The sequence below is a fragment of the Pseudomonas sp. AC532 genome, from assembly GCF_979258965.1.
The window spans coordinates 258,639-270,825 of sequence record NZ_OZ409888.1 but is presented as its reverse complement, the minus strand read 5'-3'; the positions used below and the strand labels follow the sequence as shown (position 1 = coordinate 270,825).

17 protein-coding genes are annotated in these 12,187 nt (G+C 62.1%); 2 read left to right on the top strand and 15 right to left on the bottom strand.

The genetic code is table 11. The annotated features are described in order from the left end of the window. Positions 1–24: 24 nt before the first annotated feature. Positions 25–306, top strand: a complete 282-nt coding sequence (locus tag ACZ0AV_RS01325; RefSeq protein ID WP_499149372.1) for a hypothetical protein — start codon at positions 25–27, stop codon at positions 304–306. Between the two features lie 307 nt (positions 307–613). On the opposite strand, the gene ACZ0AV_RS01320 is transcribed toward ACZ0AV_RS01325, so the two are convergent. The 13 genes from ACZ0AV_RS01320 to ACZ0AV_RS01260 form a co-directional block, all read right to left on the bottom strand. After that, the gene (locus tag ACZ0AV_RS01320; RefSeq protein WP_499149371.1) at positions 614–1,042 is read right to left on the bottom strand and encodes a DUF4124 domain-containing protein; all 429 of its coding nucleotides are present in this window, start codon (positions 1,040–1,042) and stop codon (positions 614–616) included. Positions 1,043–1,120: 78 nt separating this feature from the next. Continuing rightward, complete coding sequence (locus ACZ0AV_RS01315; protein ID WP_172139018.1) at positions 1,121–1,873, bottom strand: phage tail tube protein; 753 nt, start codon at positions 1,871–1,873, stop codon at positions 1,121–1,123. Between the two features lie 34 nt (positions 1,874–1,907). After that, positions 1,908–2,090 (bottom strand): hypothetical protein, encoded by a 183-nt coding sequence (locus tag ACZ0AV_RS01310; protein ID WP_499149370.1) that lies wholly within the window; start codon positions 2,088–2,090, stop codon positions 1,908–1,910. A gap of 10 nt (positions 2,091–2,100) precedes the next feature. Further along, a complete protein-coding gene (locus ACZ0AV_RS01305) occupies positions 2,101–2,544 on the bottom strand; it encodes a hypothetical protein (RefSeq protein WP_499149369.1) in 444 nt (147 codons plus the stop codon). A 2-nt stretch (positions 2,545–2,546) separates the two neighbouring features. Continuing rightward, positions 2,547–2,852 carry a hypothetical protein gene (locus ACZ0AV_RS01300; protein ID WP_499149368.1) on the bottom strand — a complete coding sequence of 102 codons (306 nt, stop codon included), beginning with the start codon at positions 2,850–2,852 and terminating at the stop codon, positions 2,547–2,549. Between the two features lie 31 nt (positions 2,853–2,883). After that, entirely contained in the window at positions 2,884–3,882 is a 999-nt protein-coding gene (locus ACZ0AV_RS01295) for a major capsid protein (protein WP_499149367.1), read from the bottom strand. Between the two features lie 67 nt (positions 3,883–3,949). Then, complete coding sequence (locus ACZ0AV_RS01290) at positions 3,950–4,615, bottom strand: head decoration protein (protein ID WP_499149366.1); 666 nt, start codon at positions 4,613–4,615, stop codon at positions 3,950–3,952. A 9-nt stretch (positions 4,616–4,624) separates the two neighbouring features. Next, positions 4,625–5,803 carry a head maturation protease, ClpP-related gene (locus tag ACZ0AV_RS01285; protein WP_499149365.1) on the bottom strand — a complete coding sequence of 393 codons (1,179 nt, stop codon included), beginning with the start codon at positions 5,801–5,803 and terminating at the stop codon, positions 4,625–4,627. After that, the gene (locus tag ACZ0AV_RS01280) at positions 5,803–7,257 is read right to left on the bottom strand and encodes a phage portal protein (RefSeq protein ID WP_499149364.1); all 1,455 of its coding nucleotides are present in this window, start codon (positions 7,255–7,257) and stop codon (positions 5,803–5,805) included. The genes ACZ0AV_RS01285 and ACZ0AV_RS01280 overlap by 1 nt, the downstream gene beginning before the upstream one ends. Next, positions 7,254–7,481, bottom strand: a complete 228-nt coding sequence (locus tag ACZ0AV_RS01275; RefSeq protein ID WP_499149363.1) for a hypothetical protein — start codon at positions 7,479–7,481, stop codon at positions 7,254–7,256. Before ACZ0AV_RS01275 ends, ACZ0AV_RS01280 begins: the two co-directional genes overlap by 4 nt. A gap of 17 nt (positions 7,482–7,498) precedes the next feature. Then, positions 7,499–9,484, bottom strand: a complete 1,986-nt coding sequence (locus ACZ0AV_RS01270; RefSeq protein WP_499149362.1) for a phage terminase large subunit family protein — start codon at positions 9,482–9,484, stop codon at positions 7,499–7,501. A 5-nt stretch (positions 9,485–9,489) separates the two neighbouring features. After that, positions 9,490–10,065: a terminase small subunit gene (locus tag ACZ0AV_RS01265; RefSeq protein WP_499149361.1), complete on the bottom strand. Its 576-nt coding sequence runs from the start codon at positions 10,063–10,065 to the stop codon at positions 9,490–9,492. 162 nt (positions 10,066–10,227) lie between these two features. Then, the gene (locus ACZ0AV_RS01260) at positions 10,228–11,019 is read right to left on the bottom strand and encodes a hypothetical protein (protein WP_499149360.1); all 792 of its coding nucleotides are present in this window, start codon (positions 11,017–11,019) and stop codon (positions 10,228–10,230) included. 41 nt (positions 11,020–11,060) lie between these two features. On the opposite strand from ACZ0AV_RS01260, the gene ACZ0AV_RS01255 reads away from it, so the two are divergent. Then, on the top strand, positions 11,061–11,438 hold the full coding sequence (locus tag ACZ0AV_RS01255) for a hypothetical protein (protein ID WP_499149359.1): 378 nt from the start codon (positions 11,061–11,063) through the stop codon (positions 11,436–11,438). 9 nt (positions 11,439–11,447) lie between these two features. Here the strand turns inward: ACZ0AV_RS01255 and ACZ0AV_RS01250 are convergent, their stop codons facing one another. Further along, positions 11,448–11,765, bottom strand: coding sequence for a phage holin family protein (locus ACZ0AV_RS01250; RefSeq protein ID WP_499149358.1), 318 nt, complete (start codon positions 11,763–11,765; stop codon positions 11,448–11,450). After that, positions 11,758–12,108, bottom strand: a complete 351-nt coding sequence (locus tag ACZ0AV_RS01245) for a putative holin (RefSeq protein WP_499149357.1) — start codon at positions 12,106–12,108, stop codon at positions 11,758–11,760. Before ACZ0AV_RS01245 ends, ACZ0AV_RS01250 begins: the two co-directional genes overlap by 8 nt. Positions 12,109–12,187 lie beyond the last annotated feature (79 nt).

The window sequence follows — 12,187 nt, the reverse complement described above, 5'->3', positions numbered from 1 at the left end:
GCGTACCGCGCCTACTCGACCAGCGTGCTCAGCCGCGGTGCGGCTGGCCCTGGCCTGCTCGCGCTCAAGGGCGCGGAGCTCCTGGCCATTGGCGGCCAGCGCCTGCTTGGCGTTGTCGACTTCCCGCGCCAGGCGCTTCTCTTCTTCGGCCAGGCGGGTGGTATCAACGCCGGCAGCCCTGGCCGCTTTCTCGTGGGCGCCCAGGTCACCGGTCAAGCTGGCTACCACTCGCCGCAGCCGAGCACCTTCGCGCTCGGCATCCTTCAGCGACTGCTTGAGGCCCGCCCCTTCAGGGTTAGCGTTTAGCGCCTCGCGCAGTTCCTTGATGCTTTCTTCGGTCTGGCCCAGCACCCGCTGTGACTGATCGAGCGCACGCTGGGTGGCCAGCATATCGCGCACCAGACCGCGCTCGCCTTTCGCACTATCCAGCTGCTCATTCAGCGAGGCGGCCTGGTTGCGCAGCTCCTCGAGGGCCTCGGTCGACTTCTTCGCCTCGGGCGACAGCTCATCCTTGCCGCGCAGAATGAACTGAATCAGACGATCTTTGATGCCGGCCATGCTTTTCTCCAGGCGAAAAAAAACCCGCCGAGGCGGGCTTTTACAAGGGAGTTAGCTAGCGTGCCTCGGCTACAGAGACCTCCGCCAAGTTATCGCCCTTGAAGTAACAGGAAATATCAAACCTCAGTTCAACTCCGAACGAGTTCTTGGCCGTGAACTGAGATGCAAATGTCGCGCGACCATCAGGAAAATCCGCAAATGCCGCCGACCAGAACCTTGAGAAATCCACTGTACTGGGATTGTTCGCACGTCTGCGTGCCGCTGATTCGCAAGCCTCAGCCGCATCCGCGCGCTTGATGGCAGGCCCGAAGTCTTCAACTTCAATGGGCACGAGCTTTGGTGCGTTAAGCAACGTGCCGCTAGCTGAGCCGGTGCATGGTTTGTCGGTAAACTGCGTCTTACCAGACTGATCTACACACTTGTAGATTGGCGCAGCATTGGCCCAACCAGCGGCTAGCGCCAGAATAAAAAATAGGTGCCGCATGTGGATCCCTCCTCAAAACCCAGGAATCTAACACTGCTGGGAGTGGCTAGGGCAAGCGGCCGTCCATGGCCGAGATGATCACGCTGCCTTATTGACAATATCCATCTGGCAAAACTTGCTGATGTCATTGGTCAACACCAGCGGATCAGCCAGCAGTTCGGCCGGGCCTTCCAGCTTCAGGTACTCCTGACCAAACACCGGCAGCGATGCCAGCATGCCGAACTTCACGCGGCGCAGGCGTAGGCTGTAGGGCTCACCGCTCTGCGCATCGTTGAGGCCAGCGATGAATATCTCCAACTCAACCGCGCTGCCGTTGAGCATCTGCAGCGCGCTGGATGCACGTTTGGTGTAAGTGAACAGCACACCCGCCGCGGTGATCTTGGAGCCAGCAGTGCGCAGGATGCCATGAGGGGTAAGCAGGTAGTCGACGCCAGCTGTCAGCTCTGTGTCGTCTGCGCCCTTTACAGTCACCGGCTTGCTGAGGTCTGGCAGATACTTGAAGGGAATCAGCTCCCCCTCGACGCCGCCAGCAGTAGCCGGCTCATCTACTTGTTCGCCAGCAGCGATGCTCTGGATTGTGGATCGGGTGATGCGTGCCACGTTGGTTTCGGTGAAGTCGTACAAACCCACGGTGGAGGTGACATCCGTCACGCGCTCACGCACGTTGCGGTTACCGCCGCCGCCGCGGAAGTTCGGCAGCGTCTGGCGGTTGGTGGTAAAGGCGATGTTGAAGGCATCACAGTTGCCCATATCCAAGAGCGGATCCTGGGATTGATAGGCACGAGCATAAGCAATGCCCTCGCCAATGAACGAGCGGTCAACTTGAGACATTGAAGGTTCCTCTGTCGAATGGGGTCAGTGCGGCTCAGGCCTTTGCTGCAGGCGCTTCGGCTTCGGCTTTTTTGTCGGCCTTCGGCTTGGGGGTGTAACCACGCTCGATGGCGTGGTCAGCTACGGCCTGGGGCACGTCCTGTTCGCCCTTCTTGAAGTGCTTGGTCACGCCGCCGGATTGGAAGTTGAAGGCGTGGGTAATGTTGATCTTGGGCATTGCGATTTCCTCACTTGAGGGGCTGCACGTAGGTGACCTGAACAGGCATCACGTGGCATGCCCAGCGCCGGCCCTCAGTGGGCGGCATGGGTGTTTCGGGTTGAAAGGCGATCTGCTGAACGCCCTGTGTCTTGAGATCGCCCTTCGTGCCAGGGAGCGCTGCTTTGATGCCGATGCGGGCAGCACGCAGCAGCGGAGCAAAACCCCGCCGCCGAGTGATAGCCGTGATGTTCAGCGTGACCTGCTCGCGCACGCTGGCACCGCCGGGGGCACGCTCCAGCTCCTCAGCACCACCGGGTTGGATGACGATGAAGTCATCTGGCAGGCCTTCGGTGTCTTCGGCATCGATTACGCGAAGCACGCTGTCCTCAGTCACCTGGCCGCCGAAGAACTCCACGACAGCCAGGCGCGCGATAACCTCCGCGACGATTTCGGATTGCTTGTCGATCAGCATGGTTATGGCACCACGTAGAAGGTGACCCAGTGGCCGTCATCGCTGGCGATACCATCGATGTGCCAGGTTTTGGCATCGGCGCCCCAGGCACTCGGGTCGAGCCGGAACGAGCCTTTGCGGTCGTATTGGCCGAGCGAAGCACGCCGCACGGCGATGGTCACCGAACGCCCTACCATCCCAGTCACCACGTCCACGCGCTCCGCGTCCTTGTCCAGCATGACCGCCAGCCCCTGCCGCTGTGGGGTGCCGTTGGCGGACAAGAAGTCCGCCAGGCCGTCGCTGAGGCTGTCTTCGATGGCGGCATCCATTGCCGCCAGTGCTTCGCCGAAGCCCGCCACGTCAGATGGTGACTGTGCGCACAGCCAGCGGCTTGGTGCACAGGTGCAGCGGATTGGATTGCGCCTCGCCGGCGATGCCCTTGTCATACGGCAGGCGCTCGAGCTTGGAGTAGAACGGCAGGCCCAGGGTGTTGACCGTTTCCATGTAATCGGCCGGCGCGAAGGCGGTGATGAACAGACCCGGTACGCCCTCCGGCACGATGTGGGCTTCTTCTGGCTCCACGAAGTGCGTGCCGCCGAGCTGACCTTTGTAGCGCTCCCACACCACACCGCCGAACTCGAACGCCAGGCGCCGGTCACCACGAAGCTGGGATGCTTGCAGGGTATTCAGGTAGGTGTCGCGCACGCTTTTGTGAGCGATCAACTTGGCCCAGAATTCCTTACCCGCGTAGCCGCGGGCTGTGCTGGATGGCGTGGTGCCCAGAGCTTCTTCCTGCTCATCCAGCACGTCGACCAGAACCACACTGACGTCCGTTTCCGGATCGTCGAGCCCCAGCGAAATAGGATCAGGGCGATCCAGACTGAAGGCTTGATAGATATCCAGCAGTTCGGTCTTCCCATCAGCATCAAGGATCAGGCCTTTGATGGCGCCGATACGCTGATACTCGTGGGTAAGCTCCATCTGCAGGCGCGCCTTGCGGATGCGGGCCTCGACCACTGCCTGAGCAGATTGCAGCTCAGTGCGCGAGCCAAAAGCACGAATGCCTTGGATCTCGTCTGCGTAGATGGTGAAGGTTTGCGGCAGGTGGATGGTGTTGAACGGGATCAGCTTGCGCTTGCTTGCAGCGACGACTTGCGGCACGCCACCGCGCGGCTTGGCCTCGACAAGCTGCAGGGTAGTGCCGTCCTTCTCGATCTGCTGGGTAACCGTAGAGCTGCCCTGCTCTTCGAACAAGCCTGATGCGGCGATCTGCCCAGGCACTACGTGTTCTTCGTTGATCACTGCGAGCAGGTTCGTGACGCTGAACGCCTCGTCTTCAAAAATCGAAATCTCAGCCATGACAGGCTCCTAGAAATGACGAACCCCGCAGCAGCGGGGTTCAGGGTGTCGGGTGGACAGCGGGCTTCTAGCCGCCGAGCTTGGGGTTATCCGGCAGCGAGGTACGGACCACGATGCCCAGGGCGAGCAGTTCAGCTTCGCCCGCCGCGTCCAGGCCGGTCAGCAGGCTGTCGATCACTTCGGCATCGCGGACGATGGCGGCGGCCTTGACGTCGTTGTCAGTGGCATCGATGTTGGCCCACAGCACACCACTGGCGGCGCGCCGGCCGTCATTGGCACCGGACTCATCGTAGGCAACCCACTCGCCCAGGCCGGCCTGGACGGCGATGGCGAACTCGTCGCCTTTCGCAAACGGCGTGACGCCTTCTGCGAGATCGAAAGTCAGCCCACCCCCCACGAACTGGGTGCCGGCTACGCCCTTGCCTACTTCATTACCGCCCGGACCGGTGACCGTGTACTTGGCGCCCTCGGCGCCGGCGGCGGTCACGCTGACCAGGTAGCTGCCCGTAACGGCTGCGCTGGTTACGACGATGCCATTGAGCACGCCGTTGCCGGCGTTCTCCGCGTTAGCGGTCACCTGGCCAGCGTTAGCAGACGTGAGGATGGCAATCAGCGTACCGGCCAGCAGCTTGCCGGCGCCGGCACTGATTACGATGTTGGCGCGGCTGCGGTAGCCGCTCGCCTCCGACAGGAGGAATTCCCCGGCGTGAACGCCTTCGGTTTTGATGTTCATGTTTCCTCCTTACGAGGTTTTGGGTTTGCGGCTGTTGTAAATCGCGCCAGGGTCGACCGGCTTCGCCGAGGGCGCTGGCGGGTTTTCTGGCAGTGGGGGTTTGTTGTCGATGTGCACGGCGTTGCTGTTGGCAACCACCTTGTCGAACAGCTTCACACGGGCCTGGTCGACGGACAGACCACCCTCGATCAGGGATTGGGCTTCATCCGGCAGCTTCGCCACTACGCAGAGATCACGCACCGCCTTCGCACGCACCAGGTGCTCTTGCACCGCTGCTCGGCTTTTCAGGCCGCTGGCCTTGATCAAGTAGGAGGCGACGTTGCCCAGCCCTGCTGACTGGCAGTCTGCGGCGAGCTGTTCAGCGAGTACTGCCGGCTCCAGTTCGGGATCAGGTTGCGGTTCAGGATCCGCGGCGGGATCGGGGTCTGGCTCTGGGTCGGCGCTGGCCAACAGATCGTGCGCAGCCTGTGGCGCATGCTGGTAGCGGTTGAGTATCTTGCCTTGGCTGTTGCTGAACTTGGGGTAGTCACCAGAAAGCACCTCATCGACGAAGCCGGCGGCCTTGGCTTCTGGTGCGGTGAACCAGGTTTCTTCATTGATGAGCCGGCGCAGCTCAGCATCCTCGATGGTCAGCGGCCGATGTTGGTAGCTGGCGACAATGCCGTTGAAGGCTTTGTCCATCATGTCAGCGACCTTGCGGAGGTCTTCGCTGTCGCCCGCTGCGAACGTCCACGGGTTATGGATCATGTACAGCGCGTTGTCGGCCATCTCAACACGGTGGGCGCCTGCAGCCACAACACTGGCAGCGCTGTAGCAGGCCCCATCGATTCGAGCCGTGCAGCGATCACCCAGGCGGTTCAGAGTGTTATGGATGGCGATGCCGTCGAACAGGTCGCCCCCAATGGAATCGATGGCCACTACGATCGGTGACGATCCATCGTCAACCGCCTGCAAGTCTCGGATGAAGTCTGCCGAGGTGATCCCCCAGTAGCCGATCTCGCCGTAGAGATAGATCTCAATAGCCTTTTCGGCACCCTCACCGACCGCACGAATGCTGTACCAGTGCTCTGCCTGCACCTCAGGTGCGCCACTGGCGCGGTTGAAGATGCGCGGATTGGCTAGGGTACAAACCCCATGCAGGGTGGCGGCCAGCATTACTGCGAGCCAGTTATGACGGATGGCTTTCATTATTCGTCCTCGGGTTTCGCCGGCTGGGCCGGGCTGGTATCGCTGCTGTAGGTGAGCCCCAGGCGTGTCGCTCGCGCGTTATCCTGGGCGTTCTCTTCGTCGATCTGCTCGGCGTCGTAGCCGGTGCGCAGCACGTGTTCGCTGCGGCTGGCCAGGCCGCCTTTGATTTCCTTGAGTTTGCCGTCCACGTCCTGCACCGGATGGATGTAGGGGTGGCCCTGCGGTACCCAGCGAGTGCGCTGGTATTCGCGGCGGCGTGCGGTGTAGTCAGGCAGGTCAATCGAGCCAGAGAGCACGGCAGCATCCAACCAGGCCTGCCGCACCGGGCGGCACAGCTGGAACACGTAAACGCCGAACTGCAATTGCTCGATGCGCCGGCGAAAATCGTTGAGCAGCACTCGCAACACGCGATCGCTGATGTCGCCCATATCCCCAGTCAGCAGCTCATACGGCAGGTCGACACCAACAGCGGAGGCCTGCAGCTGCTGCCGCATGAATTCGACATAGGTGCCGCCTGCATCTGGCGGGTCGGAGAAGGTGACCTCCTCGCCTTCCATCAGCTCCTGCATAGAACCGGGCTCGAGCCCAACAAGCGGCGCGCCGTCACGATCCACGACGACTGGCAGCCCCGTGAGCGGGTCGATCTCAGGCGGCCCACCCTCAACAGCCTTGCGGGTGATGAAGCCGGCGAAGAGGTTGGCCACCTCCTGCCTGAACAGTACGGCGTCGTCGTAGTTGTCCAGCGACTTCAGCCGCAGCAGCACCGGAGCCAGACGCGGGATGCCGCGTAGCTGGCCGCCTTCGGTAGGCTCGAAAATGTGCAGCACCTGGTCGGCCGGTATACGGTTCAATACGTTGTAGCCAACCGACATCAGTTGCGAATCACCCGGGTGGGTGCTGTACATCCAATACGCCACCCGTTGACCGATAGCGTTGAACTCAATGCCCGCGCGAACGTTGTTGCCGGCCCGGGTGCGGAAGTTGCGATCCAACGGCACATATTCAGCCGCCAGCACCTGCAGCTGCAGCGGTACGGCGAAGCCGTCCTCAGGGCGACGGTAGCGAAGGCGCACGAAGCACTCACCAGTTTCCTCGACCATGCGGGCGATCATCGCCTGCTGGCCGTAGAAGTCGGCTAAGCCATCGGCGTCGGCCTCATCTACCCAGTCCTCCCAGAGCTGACGCAGCTCCGCGCGGAGCGCATCGTTTTTGATGGAAGCGCGCGGTGTGATGCCGGTGCCTATGATGTTGCTGACGCGCTTGCTGATCGCACTGAAGGCGTACGGGTCGTTGCGCACCGCCGCTTTGGAGCGCTTGCGCAGAGCGGGCAGCGCCGGCAAAGCGATTGCGTTGAGCGCGCCCTCCGGTGCATCCCAGCCGAGGGCGCGGCGACCGGTGCCGGCACCTTCGTAGCTGTTACGCAGGCGCTTGGGTATTCCGCGGGTGCGCGTCATAGGATGCCTTTGCCTCTGCTGAAGAGCCGGGTGATGCGTGGCCGTCGTTGAGCCTGGGCCGCTTCCTTCGCTGCATCGGCGGCGTACTGCTCCTCGAGCATGCGCAGACTGGCGAGCGCAGCACGGTCCAGGCGACGGTCGCCCTTCTGGATCGACTGGCCTGTCTCCAGGATCTGTTTGATTGAGGCCCGGACTTCCGCCAGGCGCTGTTTGGCATCGGTCATGGTTGCCTCGGTTGCTGTCAGCGGCGTTTCAGGTACCCACTGCTGGCCACGCGCCGACCGGGCCGCACTGCGGCTGGTTTGGCAGGTGTTGCTGGTGGGGTCGGTGTTGCAGTGGTGGGCGCTGGTTTTGCCTGCACGGGCTCGGCGGGCTTCGCTGGGCGGTCTGCGAATAAGCTGCCCTGGCTGACGGCAGCCCGCAGCCTTGCCCACTCGGGTTCTTTGTAGCGATGCAGGCCCAAGTAGTGAGCCATCGCCAAGTTGTAAACCAGCAAGTCGAGCGCTTCGTTACGATCGGCTTTGCCCTTCACCCACTCGATGCGTTTGTGGCCTTTCACGTAACGCGCAATCTTCCGTTCCGCGACAGCCTGCTGGTACCAGTCTTCAGGCAGGTCCTGAGAAAAGTGGATGGCACCCGGGCCTTCGTTGAGCGGATAGCGGTTGTAGATCCAATCCTTTGCGGTGTCGGTACCAACCATCCATAGCTCAACGCCGTGTTTCTCGACCGAGCCCTTGCGGGTCACGTCAACCTTGGAAGGTCGCTGCGCGATGACGGGCCGGCCGGGCTTGCTTGCGCCTTTAACGGCGAACACGTTGCGCCAACGGCGTAGGCGGCAGAACTGATACACCTCGTCGGTGTGGTGGCCACCAGAGTCGACAGCCGTGGCGCAGATCGCCATTTCGACACCGGAAGTGTGGCGGTACCGCGCCTTTAGCTTCTCGTCCAGGGCGAGCCAGGTGCGTTCATCGGAGGGGTCACCGCTGATCACTTGCTGATCGATCACCCAACGCTCCATGCCCTCGCCCCACCCCAGCACCAGCAGCTCGAGGCGGTTGTGCTGGGTGTCCACAGCCGCGGTCAGCATGAGCACGCCAGACGGCACGGAGCCGAGTTCGTAATCCTCAGCCCGCGCCTGCAGCTCTTTGGCCTGGGTGACCTCCATGGCGCTGTCCCAGAGCCGGGCCAGGCGGGTGTTGTAGAACACCTGCATGGGCTCGAGGTCGCCTTTATCCTGGGCCTTCTTGGCTTTGTCGTACTGCTTTGCCAAGCCGAGCCAGCTAACCCACCCCAGCGGTGCGTAGAGCGCGTTGAGGTAGAAGCCGACCGTTTCGCCATCGCCTTCAGCGTGGGCGCGCCACTCACCGTTGGCGAGCATTTCGCCCTTGTGGTGCTCATCGATGAGGCACCCACAATCAGGGTTTGAACACAGGTACTGCACGTGGGTGTAATCAGCCGTGTACTTGAGGTTTTCCCATTCCAGCACCTGCATTTCGCTGCAGTGCGGGCACGCGACGTAGTAATGGCGCTGGTCGCTTTCAGCGAACAGATCCGCGATGCGAGAGGCGCCCTTGACCGTGGGCGAGCTGGAGAAGTAAACCTTGGCGTTACGGCCGAAAGTCGAGGTGCGCGTCTCCGCCAGTTCGATGGGGTCGCCTTCGTTATCGACGTCGACATCCCAGCGGTCTACCTCATCGCCGTACACGTAACGCGCGGCGAGCTCTGCCAGGTTGGCCGCGGAGCCGGCGGTGGTCGCGTAAAGCGTGCCGCCTTCGAACTCCTTGGTGTCCATGGTGTTGCGGGCGTCGCGGGAGCGGGCCTTGGCGACCCGCTCTTTCAGTACGGGCGTCGCCTCGATGGTGTGGCCAACCCTGGTGGATACCCGTTTGGCCAGGCCGAGTGTGGGCAGCAGCATCAGGATGTTGGACGGCGCCATGTGGATGCAGCCGCCGATGAAGTTGAGCGCGATCTGCGTCTTCATCAGCTGTGACGCAACCATGGTCACGACGCGGCGGCACGGGTGGGCCGGCGACAGGCAGCGCATCGGCTCACGCGCATAGGGCGTTCGAGCGGTGCGGTACGGCCCAGGCTCAGCGGCACCGGATTCGCGCGGAATGCGCATGTACTCATCGGCCCACTCGTCGATCCACAATTCAGGATCCGGCGTGAGGCCACGCATGTATGCCGACCGGTACACGGCGGCACCATCGGCATAAGGTTCAGGCATGGTCGTCAGTTCGCTGGTTTGAGTGCGTCCACCAGGTCGGAGGCGCTAACGCGATCGGCGTCCTCGAGCACGCGGCGAATGCCAGCGGTGAGTAGGCGCTCCACTTCCCAGGGATCGCTGATCGCGGCGATCTCCGGGGATATCTGTTTGGGCAGCCCGAGCAATAAGTCTCGAAGCATGCGGCCGGTGGCAAAGGCAGCGTTCTCAACGGAGGTCACGTCAGCCAGCTGGCCGTGCTGCTTCAGGTATTCGTCTTCGGCCAGTAGCGCGAGGAAGTGCTCGCGGTGGGCCCGGGCTTTCTGGAAGTCGGGCTTGCCGATGGTGGTCGGCGGGGTTTCGGTGAGCGGCGCGCCTGGGGCGATGTGAGCTGTGACACCTTTGGTGATCCGCTCCTGTTCGTGACGCTCGGCGACACCAGCCTTGCTGGGGTCGGCGGTCTCGGCCAGCAGGGCGTTGGTGGCGATGACATCGACGCGGCCATCCGCTGTCAGCACCAGGCGACCCAGCTTGCCCAGCTTCGACACGTATGGCTTCGACCACCCTTTGGCAGCCGCGAATTCTGACTTGCTGAGCACGTCCATAAGATCACCTGTTAACCGTTCACCTCATGCGGTTAACCAGTTCACCGCTGTTAACTAACTCTCAAGCCCAGCCGCTAACGCGAAAGCGGGGCTCGAATTACCCTTACGGCCCACGGCGCTCTAGGGGCCCCCGGCCTTTCCGGCAGCGGCTCGCCCCTCTGGCTAACCTCCCTGCCGGCCACCGGGGCGGCGGCTGAAGTTGGTCGGCAGCTTCCCGCTCAGGGCATCGGCGATTGCCTTGTCGATGTTCGCTTCGAGCTGTGCATCGTTCTCGGCAACGCGTCGCACCACACCATGGAAGTCCAGGCGCTCGCTGTACTGCGGCTGACGCACGAAAGCGATGACCACTGCCACCGCCTTGCCCCGCCGCTCTGCAATTCCAATGGGCGTCCTGCCGCGCTTGAGTACGAAGAACGCCGTGGAGTGGCCCTTGCGAAGTGAGCGTCGGCTCGCCGTAGCGCTGTGATCCGAGCCGGACCGGTTAAGTGCTTTCAACCCTGACAGGATCTGCATGATGTGGCCGCGTTGCATGTTCCCGTACTGATCAAGCCTGGCACCCGCACCTGGCACAGCGAAGAGCCCAGCAGGCAAGATCCCAGCCTGACGCAACCACGCTTCAGACGCGCGACGCTGGCGGCTGCCGCCGAACACCTGAGGTGCAACCCAATCCTCAGGCGAGAACTGCTTGCCGGTAGCAGCTCCGTCCTTGCCATCCTTGATCCACAATGCCGCCTCAAGGTTGCTCGGACGTGCGTTGATCTTCCTGATCGAGTTCAGAGTAAAGGGCGTTGGGCGATCAAACACGCTGCTCATCTCAGCGCGGACCAGTGGCTCGGCTTGGTTGAGGGTATGGTTCAACGCATCGGCCAAGGCCCGGTTCGCAAGCGCGGGCTCCAGCTGCTGGAGCGCTGCCAGCACATCATCGAGGTCATTGGCGTTTATAGATCCGCGCATTAAAGTCCACCCTGACCAACACAACGACATGGATTGACCCAATGGATTTCGTAGCAACCCTGATCACAATTGCAGCGGCTTTGGTCAGTGCGTATCTGCACTTCCTGAACTCAAGCCCTGAAACCCGGGCGGAATTCATCAGGTCCACAAAGACGCTCATAGGGTCGGCCGGAAGGATTGCGACTTATGTGGTGATCCTGCTTATTACGATCATGTCAGCAGCTGCCATCTACCTCTTTTGGACGAGCGATAAGCCCATAACTCGCCCGGAGGTAGTCATGCTCTTCCTGCACTTCTTTAACCTGAGCATGTATGGATTCATGAGCGTTGCGATTCCCGCCAAGGCCATTCGTAAGCGGCGAAACCCGGAAACTGATGAGAGCGATAAACCGGTCCCCCAGCCTGACGTTGAAGACTGATTACTTCTCCTACCTCGGGCGCCTGCGATCGGGGCCAGTCCAGACTGAGTTCTCAGGTCGCAGCACCACCGCCAAGTTGCCGCCTGCTCGCCATACCGAAAATGCGAACACAGCCAGCAGCCCCACCAGCGGCCAGGCATCGGCCGTTATGGTCAGGTCACCGCGGAAGATGTTGATCACCGCGGCACCGGAACACGCCATGACGATATACGCTAGGCACGACATACCCCGGCGGAAACGCAGAGAGCCGCGGCTGAACGTGAACAGTCGGACGAACACCGCCCCGCACAGCCAGCAGGTGATCTGAGTCAGGATTAGGCTAACCATCAGCGTCTCCTCGAGCGACCGGCGGGCCGCGCTTCTTGATCGCGGCAATCGACAGCGTGACCACCATGGCAGCAGCAGCGAAAGCAGCGGGGCCGGAGTAAGCGAACGGCCTGATACCCCAGAGCGTCAACTCGGTGAGCGCGGGGCTGAAGAGGTAGCCCATGGTCAGGCTGATACCGAAGTACACCAGCCGCTCGAACAGACCCAGCTCAGGGCGAGCCATGAAGAACACCAGCGCACCGCAGAACGCGCCGGTGGCAGCGTTGCCGTCAACACCAGCAAACAGGCCAGCCGCGCTGACGCCAAGCGCGCCGGCTACAACGACACCGCTCGGCTCGCTCATATCTACCTCCCAGGCGGCCAAGGGCCAGAAACGAAGAAGCCCCACCAATCGGCAGGGCTTCGGAATAGTTGCCCCCTTT